Source organism: Geodermatophilus sp. SYSU D01045 (genome assembly GCF_054050295.1).
The window spans coordinates 143,565-160,436 of record NZ_JBJGZB010000012.1; the positions used below are offsets into that span (position 1 = coordinate 143,565).

At 77.1% G+C, this 16,872-nt stretch carries 17 protein-coding genes; 14 read left to right on the forward strand and 3 right to left on the reverse strand.

Annotated features, from left to right (window positions below; translation table 11 throughout):
* Positions 1-137: 137 nt before the first annotated feature.
* From ACI798_RS12160 to ACI798_RS12170, 3 genes are all read right to left on the reverse strand, one after another.
* Positions 138-1,052 (reverse strand): HAD family hydrolase, encoded by a 915-nt coding sequence (locus tag ACI798_RS12160; protein WP_456941592.1) that lies wholly within the window; start codon positions 1,050-1,052, stop codon positions 138-140.
* Between the two features lie 92 nt (positions 1,053-1,144).
* A complete protein-coding gene (locus ACI798_RS12165; protein WP_457048017.1) occupies positions 1,145-2,323 on the reverse strand; it encodes a DUF5667 domain-containing protein in 1,179 nt (392 codons plus the stop codon).
* Positions 2,324-2,441: 118 nt separating this feature from the next.
* Complete coding sequence (locus ACI798_RS12170) at positions 2,442-3,200, reverse strand: sigma-70 family RNA polymerase sigma factor (protein WP_457048018.1); 759 nt, start codon at positions 3,198-3,200, stop codon at positions 2,442-2,444.
* Positions 3,201-3,500: 300 nt separating this feature from the next.
* Here ACI798_RS12170 and ACI798_RS12175 point away from each other — a divergent pair, with 300 nt between their 5' ends.
* From ACI798_RS12175 to ACI798_RS12240, 14 genes are all read left to right on the forward strand, one after another.
* Positions 3,501-3,752 carry a glutaredoxin family protein gene (locus ACI798_RS12175; protein WP_457048019.1) on the forward strand — a complete coding sequence of 84 codons (252 nt, stop codon included), beginning with the start codon at positions 3,501-3,503 and terminating at the stop codon, positions 3,750-3,752.
* Between the two features lie 231 nt (positions 3,753-3,983).
* The gene (locus tag ACI798_RS12180) at positions 3,984-4,658 is read left to right on the forward strand and encodes a redox-sensing transcriptional repressor Rex (protein ID WP_456941596.1); all 675 of its coding nucleotides are present in this window, start codon (positions 3,984-3,986) and stop codon (positions 4,656-4,658) included.
* Positions 4,655-6,010 carry a glutamyl-tRNA reductase gene (locus tag ACI798_RS12185; protein WP_457048020.1) on the forward strand — a complete coding sequence of 452 codons (1,356 nt, stop codon included), beginning with the start codon at positions 4,655-4,657 and terminating at the stop codon, positions 6,008-6,010. The genes ACI798_RS12180 and ACI798_RS12185 overlap by 4 nt, the downstream gene beginning before the upstream one ends.
* Complete coding sequence (hemC, locus tag ACI798_RS12190; RefSeq protein ID WP_456941598.1) at positions 6,007-6,957, forward strand: hydroxymethylbilane synthase; 951 nt, start codon at positions 6,007-6,009, stop codon at positions 6,955-6,957. The genes ACI798_RS12185 and hemC overlap by 4 nt, the downstream gene beginning before the upstream one ends.
* Before the next feature lie 103 nt (positions 6,958-7,060).
* A complete protein-coding gene (locus tag ACI798_RS12195) occupies positions 7,061-8,590 on the forward strand; it encodes a uroporphyrinogen-III synthase (protein WP_456941599.1) in 1,530 nt (509 codons plus the stop codon).
* Positions 8,587-9,588, forward strand: a complete 1,002-nt coding sequence (hemB, locus tag ACI798_RS12200) for a porphobilinogen synthase (RefSeq protein WP_457048021.1) — start codon at positions 8,587-8,589, stop codon at positions 9,586-9,588. The genes ACI798_RS12195 and hemB overlap by 4 nt, the downstream gene beginning before the upstream one ends.
* Before the next feature lie 10 nt (positions 9,589-9,598).
* Positions 9,599-10,144, forward strand: a complete 546-nt coding sequence (locus ACI798_RS12205) for a hypothetical protein (RefSeq protein WP_457048022.1) — start codon at positions 9,599-9,601, stop codon at positions 10,142-10,144.
* Positions 10,141-11,523: a glutamate-1-semialdehyde 2,1-aminomutase gene (gene hemL, locus ACI798_RS12210; protein WP_457048023.1), complete on the forward strand. Its 1,383-nt coding sequence runs from the start codon at positions 10,141-10,143 to the stop codon at positions 11,521-11,523. Before ACI798_RS12205 ends, hemL begins: the two co-directional genes overlap by 4 nt.
* On the forward strand, positions 11,523-12,155 hold the full coding sequence (locus ACI798_RS12215; protein WP_457048024.1) for a histidine phosphatase family protein: 633 nt from the start codon (positions 11,523-11,525) through the stop codon (positions 12,153-12,155). Before hemL ends, ACI798_RS12215 begins: the two co-directional genes overlap by 1 nt.
* Positions 12,152-12,730, forward strand: a complete 579-nt coding sequence (locus ACI798_RS12220; protein WP_457048025.1) for a TlpA family protein disulfide reductase — start codon at positions 12,152-12,154, stop codon at positions 12,728-12,730. Before ACI798_RS12215 ends, ACI798_RS12220 begins: the two co-directional genes overlap by 4 nt.
* Positions 12,731-13,549 carry a cytochrome c biogenesis CcdA family protein gene (locus ACI798_RS12225; protein ID WP_456941605.1) on the forward strand — a complete coding sequence of 273 codons (819 nt, stop codon included), beginning with the start codon at positions 12,731-12,733 and terminating at the stop codon, positions 13,547-13,549. It begins immediately after the preceding gene.
* A gap of 73 nt (positions 13,550-13,622) precedes the next feature.
* Entirely contained in the window at positions 13,623-15,257 is a 1,635-nt protein-coding gene (resB, locus tag ACI798_RS12230) for a cytochrome c biogenesis protein ResB (RefSeq protein WP_456941606.1), read from the forward strand.
* Entirely contained in the window at positions 15,254-16,219 is a 966-nt protein-coding gene (ccsB, locus tag ACI798_RS12235) for a c-type cytochrome biogenesis protein CcsB (protein ID WP_456941607.1), read from the forward strand. The genes resB and ccsB overlap by 4 nt, the downstream gene beginning before the upstream one ends.
* A 116-nt stretch (positions 16,220-16,335) precedes the next feature.
* A complete protein-coding gene (locus tag ACI798_RS12240) occupies positions 16,336-16,731 on the forward strand; it encodes a hypothetical protein (RefSeq protein ID WP_456941608.1) in 396 nt (131 codons plus the stop codon).
* The last annotated feature ends 141 nt before the right edge of the window (positions 16,732-16,872 follow it).

A 16,872-nucleotide genomic window follows, 5' to 3' on the forward strand; every position in this document is an offset into this window, starting at 1 on the left:
TCGCGGGAGCCTCCGGCCCCCACTCCTCACGGCACCTCGCAGGGCGCGTCACGTCGGCATCCGCGAGCGCGTGCCGTCCCCGCCCGGCGGTCGCGGCCGCGAGTCCTTCGTCGGGGGACCCTCCGGGCCCCCGCTCCTCAGAACGGCCAGGCGTTGCGGCGGCGGAGGGCGACCGCGCCGCCGACGACCCCGCCGGTGAGGGCGGCGGCCGCGACCGTGGGGACGCCGATCCGGGCGGCCTTCCGGCCGGTGCGGAAGTCGCGGACGGTCCAGTCGCGGGAGCGGGCGACCGCGCGCAGCTCGGTGTCGGGGTTCACCGCCACCGCCGTCCCGGTCAGGGTGAGCATCGGCAGGTCGTTGGCCGAGTCGCTGTACGCGGTGCAGCGGGCGAGGTCGAGGCCCTCCCGCTCGGCCAGCGCCCGCACGGCCTCCGCCTTGGCCTCCCCGTGCATGAGCTCGCCGACCAGCCGGCCGGTGTAGCGGCCGTGGACCACCTCGGCGACCGTGCCCAGGGCGCCGGTGAGCCCCAGCCGGTGGGCGATGATCCGCGCCAGCTCCACCGGCGTCGCGGTGACCAGCCACACCCGCTGGCCGGCGTCGAGGTGCTGCTGGGCGAGGTTGCGGGTGCCCGACCAGATCCGGTCGGCCATCAGCTCGTCGTAGATCTCCTCGCCGGCGGCGACGATCTCCGCCACCTCCCGGCCGGCCACGAAGGCCAGCGCGGTCTCGCGGATGGTGTGCATGTCGCCGGCGCTCTCGTTGCCCGCGACGCGGAACTTGGCCTGCTGCCAGGCGAACCGGGCGACGTCGCGCGAGGTGAGGTACTTGCGGGAGGCCAGGCCGCGGGCGAACCAGAAGAGTGAGGCGCCCATCATCATCGTGTTGTCGACGTCGAAGAAGGCGGCGGCGGTGCGGTCGGCCACCACGGCCGGGACCGGCTCGACCTCCGCGGCAGCCGCGGACGCCGCGCCGGCGACGTGCGCGCGGATCTCCTCCTCGGACGGCGCCCCGCCGTCCTGCCTGCGGCGGCCGCGGAACGGCAGACCCGGCACGGGCTCCCTCCCTGGGGTGGTCCTCCCGCCTGTGGCGGTACCGGACCGACCCTATCGGCCGCCCGCCGGCGTCCCCGACCCGGACCGGGACCTCAGCAGATGACCGGCCAGAGGCAGATCGGCAGCGGCGCGTCCAGGACCGGGGGCGGCGTGGTGGTCGACGGCGCGGACGGCTGACCGCCGCCCCCGGGCAGCGGGAGCGGCGGCAGGGGCAGGCCGCCACCGGGCGCCGGCGGGGCCGTCGTCGGCACGGGACCGCCGCCGGTCGGGGTGCTCCCGCCCCCGGGGCCGGTGGGCGCCGCCGGGCCGCTGCCCGTGGACGGCGCGGGAGGCGCGCTCGAGGGCGCCGGGACGGACGACGGGGCGGGCTGGGACGACGGCGCGGCCGGCTGGTCGGGGGTCGGGGTGCCGGGGTCGGCGGGTGCGGGGGCCGGGGTCCCGGAGCCGGCCTGCGGGGGGGCGGCGGCGTCGCAGGCGACGGGGAGCGGGCCGAACCGGTCGGCGCCGGCGACGGCGGGGCCGGCGGGGCAGTCCAGCGCGGTCTGCAGGGCCGCGGCCCGGCCGGCGACCTCGGAGACCACCCCGAGCGAGCGGGTGGCGGCGGTGCCGGCGTCCGCGGGCAGCGCGCCCTGCAGGCCGGCCAGCCCGGACCCCTGGTCCTCGGCCCAGCCGGAGAGCACCGTCAGGGGGGCGGCGTCGCGGCCGGCGACGGCCTGGGTGAGCACCAGGGCGGCGCCCTCGGTGGTCTGGGCGTCCATGGTGGCGAGGGTGTCGACGACCAGGTCGGCCGGCGGCGTACCCCCGCCGTCCTCGACGAGGTCGCCGAGCTCCTGCAGCCGGGTGGTGGCGAACTCCAGCAGCGTCAGGCCCCGCTCGTCGCCGGCCAGCGCGAGCTGGGTCTGCTCGGTGCCCCGCTTGAGGGCGTAGAGCGCGTCGCCGGGCTCGGCGTCGGTGGACAGCGCGACCAGGGAGCCGAGCGCGGTGACCGCCAGCGCCGCGCCGGCGACCCCGGCGGTCAGCCGGGACCGCCACGCCGGGCGGGCGGCCGGCCGGGCGGCCCGCAGCCGGGCCAGGCCGCGGCGCGGCTCCGGCTCCGGCGAGCGGACGGCGGCCATCGCGACCAGCCGGGCGCGGGTGGCCGCACGGAAGTCGGGCGCGGGCTCGTCGTCGAGGTCCAGGGCGAGCGCGCGGAGCCGGTCCTCGACGGCCGCCTCCCGCTGCTGCACGGACGCACGGCGGGTCGCTCCCGCGGCGTCGTGCTCGGCGCTCACCTGGGTCCTCCGGTCGCTCGGTCGGGAGTCGGTCGACGGGAGCAACGACGCAGGTCGGGGGCCGTTACGGCGTACCCGCGGGTAACAACGGCGGGTCCCCCTCCCGGGGTCCTGCGGGTCACCGCAGCCCCTCCGGCAGCAGGCTCGCCAGCCGCCGCACCGCCCGGTGCTGCAGCGCCTTGACCGCGCCGTCCTTCTTGCCCATGACCGCCGCGGTCTCCGACACCGACAGCCCCTGGAGGAACCGCAGCGAGATGCACTCCTGCTGCTCGCTGCCCAGCTGGCGGATGCAGGCCAGCAGCTGCTCGTTAGTCAGCCGGGAGACGACGGCGTCCTCGGGGCCGTCGGTGGCCTGGTCGGCGTCGCGCATGTCCGCGGTGGTGACCTCCAGCCGGAACCGGCTGCTCTTCACGTGGTCGCGGATGATGTTGCGGGCGATCGTCACCAGCCAGGCGCCGACGTCGCGGCCCTGGAACGACAGCGAGTCGATGCGCCGCAGCGCGCGGACGAAGGTCTCGCTGGTGAAGTCCTCGGCCTGGGCGCGGTCGCCCACCCGGTGCAGCACGTACCGGTAGACCAGCGTCACGTAGTGGTCGTAGAGCCGGCCGAACGCCTCGGCGTCGCCGGCCTGCGCCTGCCGGACCAGCTCCCAGACGTCGACCCGGTCGCCGGGCAGGTCCTCCTCGAGCGCCGCGAGCTCCTCGGCGAGCGCGCCCTCGTCCTCCCCGGGCTCCGCGACGAGCTCCGGGGCGACGAGCTCCGGGGCGACGACCTCAGGGGCGACGACCTCGGGGGCGACGGCGTCGGGAGCCGGGCCGTCGGGCGCGGCCGCCGCGGGGTCGACGACGACGTTCGGCTCCGCCGGAGCGCCCTCCACGCTGGCGCGCGGGTAGGGCGTCGGCCGGGGGCGCGGACTCGGCCGACGCCCCGCCGGGGCGGCGGACGACCGCTCGTCCACCGGGCGCGACTGCGGCATGCGGGACGTCGACCTCCTCGTCGGCCCGCCGAGCCGCGACGGCTCGCCCGACGGGAGTCCTCCCCGGCTCGGCGGTGTCCCGCTCTCCTGCGGGTCCTGCCCCATGGTGACAACATCACTGCGAACCGTCCACGTCGGCAGGCCGTGCGGTACGTCTCGGTACCTCGCCGGGGGGAGCCGCCGCCCCGCAGGAGGTGCCCCGTGACCGAGACCCCCGTGCGGCTGGAGCTGCTCACCCGGGCCGGCTGCCACCTGTGCGTGACGGCGGCCGAGACCCTGGCGCGGATCGCCGCGGAGGCCGGCGTCGACACCCGCGAGGTCGACGTCGACGCCGACCCGGAGCTGCAGGCCGAGTACGGCGACCGGGTGCCGGTGGTGCTGCTCGACGGCCGGGAGCACTCCTACTTCACCGTCGACGTCCCCCGGCTGCGCCACGACCTCGGGATCGGCTGAACGGCCCACTCGGACGGGTCCGGAGACGCCCGGGCGGGTATGGTGTCGGACACAGCCGCGGGCATCCGCGCTGGCCCGGGGCCCGTGGCCGTCCCCGGGACTTTGTTCCTGCGTTCACAAGCGGTTACCGTGGCTGTCGCCGGGTGGGTGTACCGCCCGGATCCCCGATGTCGTCCGCCCCCGCAGGCTCCCGCCGGCGCCCGGGCGCGACCGCTGTGGAGTAGGCCCGTGATGCAGTCGCGGCCCCGGATCCCGGAGGCCACCGTCGCCCGGCTGGCCGTGTACCTGCGGGTGCTCACCGGACTCGCCGACAGCGGCCGCGGCACCGTGTCCTCCGGCGAGCTGGCCTCGGCGGCCGGCGTCAACCCCGCCGGGCTGCGCAAGGACCTCTCGCACCTCGGCCCCTGCGGCGTCCGCGGGGTCGGTTACGAGGTGGCGACCCTGCGCGACCGCATCGCGGCCGTGCTCGGGATGGAGACCGCGCACGCGTGCGTGCTCGTCGGGATCGGGAACCTCGGGTCGGCGCTGGCCGGGTACGGCGGCTTCGGCAACCGCGGCTTCGAGTTCGTCGGCCTGTTCGACGCCTCGCCGGCCCGCGTGGGGCAGCGGATCGGCGACCTGCCGGTCCGGCCGATGGAGGAGCTCGACGAGGTCGTCGCCGCCACGCGGGCGACGATCGGGGTCATCGCGACACCGGCCGAGGTGGCGCAGCGGGTCTGCGACCGGCTGACCACGGCCGGGGTGAGGAGCATCTTGAACTTCGCGCCGGTGGCGCTCACCGCGCCCGCAGGGGTCGGCGTCCGCCAGGTCGACCTCTCCGTCGAGCTGCAGGTCCTCGCGTTCCTCGACAAGCAGCGGGGCACCGCCCCGGTGGCCGGGCTGGCGCCCGCCGGGGGGATGGCATGAGCCTGCTCGCCGTCGGCATCAGCCACCAGACCGCGCCGGTCGCGCTGCTCGAGCAGGTCGCGATGAGCGCGGACGACAAGGTCAAGGCGCTGCACGAGCTGGTCGGGAGCGACCACGTCAGCGAGGCGCTGGTGCTGGCCACCTGCAACCGGGTCGAGGTCTTCGCCGAGGTGGACCGCTTCCACGGCGGCGTCGCCGAGGTCAGCCGGGTGCTGGCCCGCCACGCCGGTGCCGCCGTCGAGGAGCTCTCGCCCTACGTCACCGTCCACTACGAGGACCAGGCCGTCGCGCACCTGTTCACCGTGGCCGCGGGCCTGGACTCGATGGTGGTCGGCGAGACCCAGGTCCTCGGCCAGCTGCGCGCCGCCTACGCCCTCGCCCAGGAGGAGGGCACGGTCGGCCGCTCGCTGCACCCGGTCGCCCAGCACGCGCTGCGGGTGGGCAAGCGGGTGCACTCCGAGACCGGCATCGACCGCGCCGGCGCCAACCTGGTCACCGTCTCCCTCGACCACGCCGAGCAGCGGGTCGGCCCGCTCGCCGGCCGGCCGGCGCTGGTCGTCGGCGCCGGGTCGATGGGCGCGCTGGCCGCCACCACGCTGTCCCGCCGCGGCGCGCTGGTCACCGTGGCCAGCCGCTCGCCCGAGTCGGCCGCCCGCCTGGCCGCCGCGGTCGACGGCGGCACCGCCGAGCTCGCCGACCTGCGCGCGGCGATCGCCGACGCCGACGTCGTCGTCACCTGCACCGGCGCCACCGGCCTGGTGGTCGGCACCGACGCCGTCGCCGGCGCCATGGCCGACCGGGGCCGTCGCCCGCTGGCCGTCGTCGACCTGGCCCTGCCCCGCGACGTCGACCCGGGCGTGGCCGCGCTGCCCGGCGTGCACCTGGTGGACCTGGCCCTCCTGCAGGGCGAGCGCTCGGCCGCCGGGGGCGCCGGCCCGGTCGCCGCCGACGACGTCTCCGCCGCGCACGCGCTCATCGAGGCCGAGACCGCGCTGCTGCGCGCCGAGCAGCAGGCCGCCGCCGTCGCCCCCACCGTGTCCGCGCTGCGCAGCCAGGCCGCCGAGGTCGTCGACGCCGAGCTGCTGCGGCTGTCCACCCGGCTGCCCGACCTCGACGCCCGCGCCCGCAGCGAGATCGCCCGCACCGTGCGGCGGGTCGTCGACAAGCTGCTGCACGAGCCGACCGTGCGGGTCAAGGAGCTGGCCGCCGCCCCCGGCGGCGTCGACTACGCCGACGCGCTGCGGGCGCTGTTCGGCCTCGGCATCGACACCGAGGTGCCCGAGGACGGCACCCGGCTGGCCGAGGCGGTCACCGTGGACCCCGACGACCTGCGCCCCGGCGGTGTGGCATGACCACGCCGTCGACCAGCACCGCCACCCGCACGCTGCGCCTGGGCACCCGCGCCAGCCAGCTGGCCCGCACCCAGTCGCAGACCGTCGCCGACGCGATCACCGCGGCCAGCGGCGTGCCGGTGGAGCTGGTGCACATCAGCACCGAGGGCGACCGGTCGGCCGCGGCCATCGCCCAGCTCGGCGGCACCGGCGTCTTCGTCACCGCGATCCGGAAGGCGCTGCTCGAGGGCACCGTCGACGTCGCCGTGCACAGCTACAAGGACCTGCCCACCGCGCCCGAGCCCGGCCTGGTGCTCGCCGCCGTCCCGCCGCGGGAGGACCCCCGGGACGCGCTGGTCGCCCGCGACGGCCTGACCCTCGGCGAGCTGCCGGCCGGCGCCCGCGTCGGCACCGGCGCCCCGCGGCGGGTCGCCCAGCTGCGCGCGCTCGGCCTGGGCCTGGAGGTCGTGCCGATCCGCGGCAACGTCGACACCCGCATGGCCCGCGTCGTGCCGGGTGACCTCGACGCCGTCGTCCTCGCCCGGGCCGGGCTCGCCCGCCTGGGCCGGCTGGCCGCGGTCACCGAGACCCTCGACCCGCTGCAGGTGCTGCCCGCCCCCGCGCAGGGCGCCCTGGCCGTCGAGTGCCGGGCCGGCGACGAGCGGACGCTGGAGCTGCTCGCCCCCCTCGACGACGCCGGCACCCGCGCCTGCGTGCTCGCCGAGCGCACCACGCTCGCCGCGCTCGAGGCCGGCTGCAGCGCCCCGGTCGCCGCGTACGCCGAGCTGGCCGAGGGCGAGGACGGCGCCGAGCTGTACCTGCGTGCCTCGGTCACCGCGATCGACGGCAGCGACGGCGTCCGCGGCTCGGTCACCGGGCCGGTCGGCGAGGCCGAGCGGCTGGGCCGCGACCTCGCCGCCGACCTGCTCGACCGCGGCGCCGCGGAGCTCGTGGCGGCCGCCCGGTGACCCCCGGGCCCCGTCCCCCAGCCGGGCAGACCGCTCCGGCACCCCAGACCCCCACCCACGCCCTCCCCAGGGCCTCGACACCAACAAGGACCAGGAGCTCGTGATGACGCGCTTCCGCAAGACCCCCGGCCGCGTCGTCTTCGTCGGCGCCGGCCCCGGTGACCCCGGCATGCTCACCGCCCGGGCCACGGCCGCGATCGCCGAGGCCGCGGTGCTGCACGTCGACCCCGACGTGCCCGCCGCCCTCCTCGACGCCGTGCGCGCGAGCCGCCCCGGCGTCGAGCCGACCGTCGTCAGCGGCGAGCCGGCCGACGTCGCCAAGGGCGCCGTCGCGGCCGCGAAGACCGGCGACGTCGTCGTCCGGCTGGTCGCCGGCGACCCGTTCACCTCCGACGCCGTCGTGAAGGAGGTGCTCGCCGTCGGCCGCACCTCCGTGCCCTTCGACGTCGTCCCCGGCGTCGCCCCCGCCACCGCCGTCCCGGCCTTCGCCGGCGTCGCGCTCGGCGGCACCTCGCTGACCGCCGACCTGCGCGACGGCGGCGTCGACCTGCCCGCGCTGGCCGGCGCCGCGCACGCCCTCGGCGCCCCGGTGGTGCTGCAGGGCGGCGCCGAGCAGCTGCCCGACGCCGCCGCGCGGCTGGTCGAGGGCGGCCTGTCCGGCAGCACGCCGGTCGTCGTCACCACCGGCGGCTCGGGCACCGGCCAGAAGAGCGTGACCGCGAAGCTGTCGGCCGTCGCCGAGAAGACCGCCGACCTCGGCGCCGTCAGCGGGCCGGTCGTGGCCACCGTCGGCGCGGCCGTCGACAAGCGCGGCAAGCTCTCGTGGTGGGAGAGCCGCCCGCTGTTCGGCTGGCGGGTGCTGGTGCCGCGCACCAAGGACCAGGCCGGCGAGATGAGCGACCGGCTGCGGGCCTACGGCGCGGTGCCGGTCGAGGTGCCGACCATCGCCGTCGAGCCGCCGCGCAGCCCCGCGCAGATGGACCGCGCGATCAAGGGCCTGGTCACCGGCCGCTACGGCTGGATCGTGTTCACCTCGGCCAACGCGGTGCGCGCGGTCCGGGAGAAGTTCACCGAGCTGGGCCTGGACGCCCGCGCCTTCGCCGGCGTGAAGGTCGCCTGCGTCGGCGAGCAGACCGCCGAGGCGGTCCGCGCGTTCGGCATCGTGCCCGAGCTGGTGCCCACCGGGCAGCAGTCCAGCGAGGGCCTGCTGGCGGACTTCCCCGAGTACGACGACGTGCTGGACCCGATCAACCGGGTGCTGCTGCCCCGCGCCGACATCGCCACCGAGACCCTCGCCGCGGGCCTGCAGGAGCGCGGCTGGGAGATCGACGACGTGACCGCCTACCGCACCGTGCGCGCCGCCCCGCCGGCCGCCGCGGTCCGCGAGGCGATCAAGGGCGGCGGCTTCGACGCGGTGTGCTTCACCTCCTCGAGCACCGTGCGCAACCTGGTCGGGATCGCCGGCAAGCCGCACGCGAAGACCGTCGTCGCCGTCATCGGCCCCGCGACCGCGGCCACCGCGCAGGAGTTCGGCCTGCGGGTCGACGTCCAGCCCGAGACCGCCGCGGTGCTCCCGCTGGTCGACGCGCTGGCCGAGTACGCCGAGGCGCAGCGGGAGGGTGAGGGCGAGTGACCTCCCCGCTGGGCGGGGCGAACCCGGGCTTCGCGCGCGGGCGCCGGCTGCGGTCGACGCCCGCGCTGCGGCGGCTCACCGCGCAGACCCGGGTGGCCCCGGCCGACCTGGTGCTGCCGGTGTTCGTCAAGGAGGGCCTCGACCGGCCACAGCCGATCGGCGCGATGCCCGGCGTCGTGCAGCACACGCTGGACTCGCTGCGGAAGGCCGCGCACGAGGCGGCCGAGGCCGGCATCGGCGGTCTGATCCTGTTCGGCGTCCCCGCCGAGAAGGACGAGGTCGGCTCGCAGGCCGACGCCGCCGACGGGATCGTCAACGTCGCGCTGCGCCAGCTGCGGGCCGACCTCGGCGACGAGCTGGTGCTCGTGGCCGACCTGTGCCTGTGCGAGTACACCTCGCACGGGCACTGCGGCCTGGTCACCCCGGCCGGCGTGGTGGACAACGACCCGACGCTGGACCGGTACGCCGCCGTGGCCATCGCGCAGGCGCAGGCCGGCGCCCACGTCATCGCCCCCAGCGGGATGATGGACGGGCAGGTCGCGGCGATCCGCCGGGCCCTCGACGGCGCCGCCTCCACCGAGACGCCGATCCTCGCCTACGCCGCCAAGTACGCCTCGGGCTTCTACGGGCCCTTCCGCGAGGCGGCCGAGGGCGCGCCTCAGTTCGGCGACCGCTCGACCTACCAGATGGACCCGCCCAACGCCGACGAGGCGCTGCGCGAGGTGGCGCAGGACCTCGCCGAGGGCGCCGACGCCGTCATGGTCAAGCCGGCGCTGCCCTACCTGGACGTCGTGGCCCGGGTCGCCGACGCCGTCGACGTCCCGGTCAGCGCCTACCAGGTGTCCGGCGAGTACGCGATGGTCGAGGCGGCCGCGGCCAACGGCTGGATCGACCGGGAGCGGGCGATCCTCGAGACGATCACCGCCATCCGCCGCGCGGGTGCCGGCCAGGTGCTGACCTACTGGGCGGTCGAGGCCGCGCGCCTGCTGAGCCGCTGACCGGCAGCTGGTGTCCTACGTCGAGCCCGGGGGCTCCTGGCGGCCGTTCTGGCTGGTCGCCGGGGTCCTCGGGCTCCTCGCTGTCCTGGACGTGGTGCTGCCCGGCCCGGACGTGCCGCTGCTGCTGTGGGTGCTCGCCGTCGTCGCGGTGCTGGGCATCGTCGCCTTCGGCTGCACGGCGGCCCGGCGGGTGTGGACGGTGCGGGTCACCGGGGCCGGCCCCGACGGCGCGCTGTCGGTGGGCCGCGAGCGGGTGCCCCTGGCCGACGTCGACGCCGCCCACCTGCGCGCCGCGCGCGAGGGGACGGCGGGCGTGGACGCCGGCGCCCCCGTCCTCGGCGGCGGCTGGTCGGTGCCGCGCGGGCGCACCGGGCTGCCGCTGCGGCTGACCGACGGGCGGACCGTGCTGGTGCCCACCCGCGACCCCGCCGCGCTCGCCGGCGCGCTGCTGGCCGCGGTCCCGGCGAGCGCTGCACCGGGGAGCCCGACGTCACACGACGCGGGCCCCGACACCCCCGACGGGCGTCCGGGCGGCAGGGGGACACTGGGCCGGTGACCTCGCTGGACACGACCCGGTACGACTACGACGCACCGGTCTCCGCCGACCTGTTCGCCCGCGGGCAGCGCGTGACCCCGGGCGGGGTGAACTCGCCGGTGCGCGCCTTCCGCGCCGTCGGCGGCACCCCGCGGTTCATCGCGCAGGCCCGGGGCCCCTGGCTGACCGACGCCGACGGCCGCCGCTACGTCGACCTCGTCGCGTCGTGGGGGCCGATGATCCTCGGCCACGCGCACCCGGCCGTCGTCGAGGCGGTGACCGCCGCCGCCCGCCGCGGGCTGTCCTTCGGCGCGCCCACCGAGGGCGAGCTCGAGCTCGCGGAGGAGATCATCGCCCGCGTGCGCCCGGTCGAGCGGGTGCGGCTGGTCAACTCCGGCACCGAGGCGGTGCTGTCCGCGCTGCGCCTGGCCCGCGGCGCCACCGGCCGGCCGCTGGTGGTCAAGTTCGCCGGCAACTACCACGGCCACGTCGACGCGCTGCTGGCCTCGGCCGGGTCCGGCGTCGCCACCCTCGGCCTGCCCGACACCCCCGGCGTCACCACCGGCGCGGCCGCCGACACGATCGTGCTGCCCTACAACGACGTCGCCGCCGTCGAGGCCGTCTTCGCCGAGCGCGGGTCCGACATCGCCGTCGTCGTCTCCGAGGCGGCGCCGGGCAACATGGGCGTCGTCCCGCCGCTGGACGGCTTCAACGCGCAGCTGCGCCGGATCACCGCCGAGCACGGCGCGCTGCTGCTGCTCGACGAGGTCATGACCGGCTTCCGGGTGTCCCGCTCCGGCTGGTACGGGCTCGACCCCGTCGACGCCGACCTGTTCACCTTCGGCAAGGTCATGGGCGGCGGGCTGCCGGCCGCGGCCTTCGGCGGGCGCGCCGACCTCATGGAGCAGCTGGCCCCGACCGGGCCGGTGTACCAGGCCGGCACGCTGTCGGGGAACCCGGTCGCCGTCGCCGCCGGGCTCACCACGCTGCGGCACTGCACCGACGAGGTCTACGCCCGCTGCGACCGGGTCGCGGTCACCCTGCGCGGCGCGGCCAGCGCGGCCCTGTTCGCCGCCGGCGTCCCGCACCGGGTGCAGCAGGCCGGCTCGATGTTCTCGGTCTTCTTCGTGCCCGACGAGCGCCGGGTGCGCGACTACGACGACGCCCGGACCCAGGACACCGCGGCGCACCGCGCGTTCTTCCACGAGATGCTCGCCCGCGGCGTGTACCTGCCGCCGTCGGCGTTCGAGGCCTGGTTCGTCAGCGCCGCGCTCGACGACGAGGCCGTGGAGCGGGTGCTCGACGCGCTGCCCGCCGCCGCCCGCGCCGCCGCGGCCGCCGACCCCGCCGACGCGCCGTCCGACGAGGACGCCAAGGACGCCCAGGAGCTGCAGCCCTGATGGAGACGACCGTCGTCCACCTGCTCCGGCACGGGGAGGTCCACAACCCCGGGAGGGTGCTCTACGGCCGGCTGCCCGGGTTCCGGCTGTCGGAGGCCGGCGAGGCGATGGCCCGGCGCGCCGCCGAGTGGCTCGTCGGGCGCGGCGTCACCCACCTGGTGTCCAGCCCGCTGGAGCGGGCGCGGCAGACCGCCGCGCCGGTCGCCGAGGCGCTGGACCTGCTGGTCGCCGTCGACGAGCGGCTCATCGAGGCCGGCAACGCCTTCGAGGGGATGCCGGTCGCGGGCGGGCAGGGGCTGGTCCGCCGGCCGCGGGACTGGTGGAAGCTGCGCAACCCGGTGCGGCCCTCCTGGGGCGAGCCCTACGTGGAGATCGCCGCGCGGATGCTGCTCGCCGTCGAGGCCGCCCGCGACGCCGCCCGCGGCGGCGCCGCCGTCTGCGTCAGCCACCAGCTGCCCATCTGGACGCTGCGGCTGCACCTGGAGGGGAAGCGGTACGCGCACGACCCCCGCCGGCGGCAGTGCGGGCTGGCCAGCGTCACGTCGGTGACCTACGAGGGCGACCGGGTCGCCGGCATCGCCTACGCCGAGCCGGCCGGAGCCACCGACCCCGACGCGGTGCCCGGAGCATGAGGCGCGCCCTGACCGCCGCTCTGGCGTCGGTCGCCCTGCTGGCCGGCTGCTCCACGGGCTCGGACGCCGTCGACGTGGGCAACGGCGGCGAGTTCCGCTTCGTCGCGGCCACCCCGGCCGGCGAGGTGATCCCCGAGGCCGAGCGGGACGCGGCGCCCGAGTTCGGCGGCACCCTGGTCGGCGGTGGCGACTGGTCCTCCGACGAGCTGGCCGGGCAGATCGCCGTCCTCAACTTCTGGGGCTCCTGGTGCGCGCCCTGCCGGGTGGAGACGCCGGCGTTCCAGGAGGTCTACGCCGACGTCCGCGACCGGGGCGTGGCCTTCCTGGGACTCAACGTCAAGGAGGCCGACGAGCAGTTCGCGCAGGCGTTCGTCGACAGCCAGGGCATCGAGTTCCCCTCGCTCTACGACCCCGCCGGCGAGGTCGCCCTGGCTTTCCGGGACTACCCGGCGAACGCGATCCCGTCCACGATCGTGCTGGACCGGGACGGCCGGGTCGCCGCCGTGTACACGGGCGAGGTGGCGCAGGAGGACCTGCGCGCCGTCCTCGACCGGCTGCTCGGGGAGGAGAGCTGAGTGGACGGCGTGCGTGAGCTCGTGACCGACGGCCCCCTGCTGGTGGCCGCCGCCGTCGCCACGCTGGCCGGGCTGGTCAGCTTCGCCTCGCCCTGCGTGCTGCCGCTGGTGCCCGGCTACCTGTCCTACGTCACCGGGCTGGTCGGCACCGGTGCCCGCCCCGCGCCGGCGCCCGTCCCCGCCGGCCCGGGCGCCACCGCCACCACCGTGCGCACCGACCAGCGCACGCCGCGCGGGCGGATGGTGCTCGGCGCGCTGCTGTTCGTCCTCGGCTTCACCGTCGTGTTCGTCGCCGCCGGCGCCGCGTTCGGCGGGCTGGGCCGGCTGCTGGTCCAGTACGACGACGTCATCACCCGGGTGATGGGCGCGGTCGTCATCGTGGTCGGGCTCGGCTTCCTCGGCTGGCTGCCGTTCCTGCAGCGCACCGCGCGGCTGTCGGTGCGCCCGGCGGCCGGGCTGGCCGGCGCCCCGCTGCTCGGCGTCGTCTTCGGGCTGGGCTGGACGCCGTGCCTGGGCCCGACGCTGTCGGCGGTCTACTCGCTGGCCTACACCGAGGCCACCGCCGGCCGCGGCGCGCTGCTGTCGGTCGCCTACTGCCTCGGCCTGGGCGTGCCGTTCGTGCTGGTGGCGCTCGGCGCCCGCTGGGCGGTCGGGGCGACGGCGTTCCTGCGCCGGCACGCCCGCGGGGTCACCCGCTTCGGCGGCGCGGTGCTGGTGCTCGTCGGCCTGCTCCTGGTCACCGGCGCGTGGACGGAGATGATGGCCTGGCTGCGGTCGTGGCTGGCCGTCACCGGGCTGGGGGAGTCGGCGCCGTTGTGACTGGGCTCGCGAAGTCACCGATGAGCAGAGCACGACTCGACACAGCGCCGACGAGCGCCAGCGGGGAGGTGCTGTGACGACGACCGCTCCTCCCCGCACGCCCGCGGCGCCCCCGCCGCCGGCCAGGCCCTCCGGGCTCCGCCGCGCGGGCGGCTTCCTGCTGCGCCAGTGGCGCCGGCTCACCGCCATGCGCACGGCGATCGTGCTGCTGTTCCTGCTGGCGCTGGCCGCCATCCCCGGCTCGCTGCTGCCGCAGCGGTCGCTGTCGCAGAGCAACGTCACGCAGTACTTCGCCGACCACCCGACGCTCGCGCCGCTGCTCGACCGGCTCTACCTGTTCGACGTCTTCAGCTCGCCGTGGTTCGCCGCGGTGTACCTGCTGCTGTTCGTCTCGCTCATCGGCTGCGTGCTGCCCCGGGCGCTCGAGCACGCCCGCGCGCTGCGCACCCCGCCGCCGCCCGCGCCGCGGCGGCTGACCCGGCTCCCCGACGCCGCCGCGCTGCCCACCGCGCTGCCGGCCGCCGGCGCCCTCGACGTCGTCGAGGAGGAGCTGCGGGTCCGCCGCTACCGCGTGGTCCGGCGCGAGCGGGACGGCGTCGCCGAGCTGTCGGCCGAGAAGGGCCTGCTCAAGGAGACCGGCAACCTGGTCTTCCACCTGGCGCTGGTCGGCCTGCTGCTCGCGCTGGCCGGCGGCAAGCTGTGGGGCTACGAGGGCAGCATCCTGGTCACCGAGGGCCAGCGGTTCTGCAACTCGTTCCAGCAGTACGACACCCACTCCTCCGGCGCGCTGGTGGAGGGCAGCGACCTGACGCCGGTCTGCGTCGGGCTCGACGACTTCCGCGCCACCTACGAGCAGGACCTCACCGCCTCCTCGTTCACCGCCGACATCACCTACGGCGCCCCCGGCGAGGAGGGCCGGCCGACGACGATCGGCGTCAACGACCCCCTGCGGGTCGACGGCGACCGGGTCTACGTCACCGGCCACGGGTTCAGCCCGACGTTCACCGTCACCCGGCCCGACGGGTTCAGCATCGACGACGTCTCGGCGCCGTTCCTGCCCAGCGACCAGCGCACGATGGGCAGCCAGGGCGCGCTCAAGCTGCCCGACCTGGGCGCCGGCGCCGAGGACCAGTTCGCGCTCGAGGGCTTCTTCGCGCCGACCGGCCTGACGCAGGGCGGGATCCTCACCTCGATCGACCCGCGCCCGCTGGCGCCGCAGGTCGCGGTCGTGGCCTACGAGGGGTACCTCGGCCTGGACTCCGGCCTGCCGCAGTCGGTCTACTCGCTCGACGCCTCGCAGATCGAGCGCGGCCGGCTCACCGAGGTCGGCCGGGGCAACCTGTCGGTCGGGGAGTCGCTCACCCTGCCCGACGGGACGACGGTGACCTTCACCGGCTACAAGGAGTTCGCCGCCCTGCAGTTCTCGCACGACCCGGGGCAGGTGTGGGTGCTCGCCGCGGCGATCGCGGTGCTCGCCGGCCTGCTCGGGATGCTGCTGCTGCGCCGGGAGCGGGTCTTCGCCCGCGCCACCGGGCCCTCCGCCGACGGCGGTACCGTGCTCGAGGTCGGTGGACTGACTCGAGGCAGCGGCGACAGCGCACCGCGCTTCACGGCGTTGACCGACGACCTGCGGGCGGCCCTCGCCGCCCGCGCCGCGACCCGCGCCCCGTCCGGGGGCGCACCCGAGACCGGAGGCACACCCGCGTGACCGCCGACCAGCTGTCCGGCCTGTCGGACACCCTGTTCTCCGTCAGCGTCGGCCTGTACTCGCTCGCCGTCGTCGCCTTCGCCGCCCAGCTGGCCTTCGGTCGCCGGCCCGCCCGCGCCCGCGTGCTGGTCGGCGCCGGCGCCCCGGTCGACGAGCCGGTGTCCCCCGAGGCGGCTCCGGCCGGCACGGACGACCCGCCGGCGGTGCGCCGCTGGGGCCTGGTGGCGATGCTGCTCACCGCCCTCGGGGTGCTCACGCACGCCGGGGTCCTCGTCGCCCGCGGCCTGGCCGTCGACCGGCTGCCCTGGGGCAACATGTACGAGTTCGCCACCGCGGTCGTGCTGGTCGCCGTCGTGGCGTTCCTCGTCCTCGCCGTCCGATCGCCGGGCCTGCGGCACCTGGGGTTGTTCGTCCTCGCCCCCGTCGTGGTCAGCCTGGTCGCGATCGGGCTGTTCCTCTACGTCGAGGGCGCCCCGCTCGTGGCGGCGCTGCGGTCGAGCTGGCTGGCCGTGCACGTGACGACGGCGATCCTCGGCTTCGGCGTCTTCTTCGTCAGCGGCATCGCCAGCGTGCTCTACCTGGTCCGCAGCCGGTTCGAGGCCCGCGGCGGCGACCCGTCGTCGTCGCGGCTGGTGGCGCGCATCCCGTCGGCCGCCACCCTGGACCGGGTCGCGCACCGCACCGCCGTCTTCGGCTTCCCCATCTGGACCTTCGCGGTCATCGCCGGCGCCATCTGGGCCGAGAGCGCCTGGGGCCGGTTCTGGGGCTGGGACCCGAAGGAGACCTGGGCCTTCATCGCCTGGGTCGTGTACGCCGCCTACCTGCACGCCCGGACGACGGCGGGCTGGCGCGGCCGGCCCGCGGCGTGGGTCAACGTGGTCGGCCTGGGCGTCATGGTCTTCAACCTGCTGTACGTGAACATGGTGTCGTCCGGGTTGCACAGCTACGGCGGTGTCAACTGACCTGCGCCCCGTCCGTCCCACCCGCCCCGCCCGTCACTCCAGCGAGGGGGTCCGGGCGCAGGTTCCCGGCCCGGCGTGTTGCGATGGGCGCATGACTGCACGTGCGGGGGGACGCCGTGGGTAGGCACGCAGCCGCCGACGGCGCCGGCACCGACCCGATCGTGGCGGCCGCGCTGGCCACCGGGACCCCGGCGACCCGGCACGCGCCCGGCGCCACCGGGCAGGGGACCGAGGGCGAGCTGGGCTGGCCGGGGGACACCACCACCGGCGGCGGGCTCGGCTGGCCGGGCTCGCTGGACCGGGCGGACGACGCCGGTGAGGCGGCCGGGACCGAGGTGGCCGGGACCGAGGTGGTGGTGACCGAGGCGGCGGTGACCGGCGCGACCGAGGGGCCCGAGGCGACCCTGCGCATCGACGTCGTCCCCGCCGTGCCGGGGACCGGGCCGGACGGCGAGCCCGAGCCGCCGGGCCCGCGCGGCTGGCGCCGCCTGTTCGGCGGCCGCGCCGCCTGAACCCGGCACCCGCCGCGCACCTCCGCGGAGGTGTCCCGTGGGCGGGGGGGGGCGGGGGGCGGGGGGGGGGGGGGGGGGGGGGGGGGGGGGGGGGGGGGGGGGAGGGCGGGGGGGGGGGGCGGGGTGAAGACTCGGTTTCTT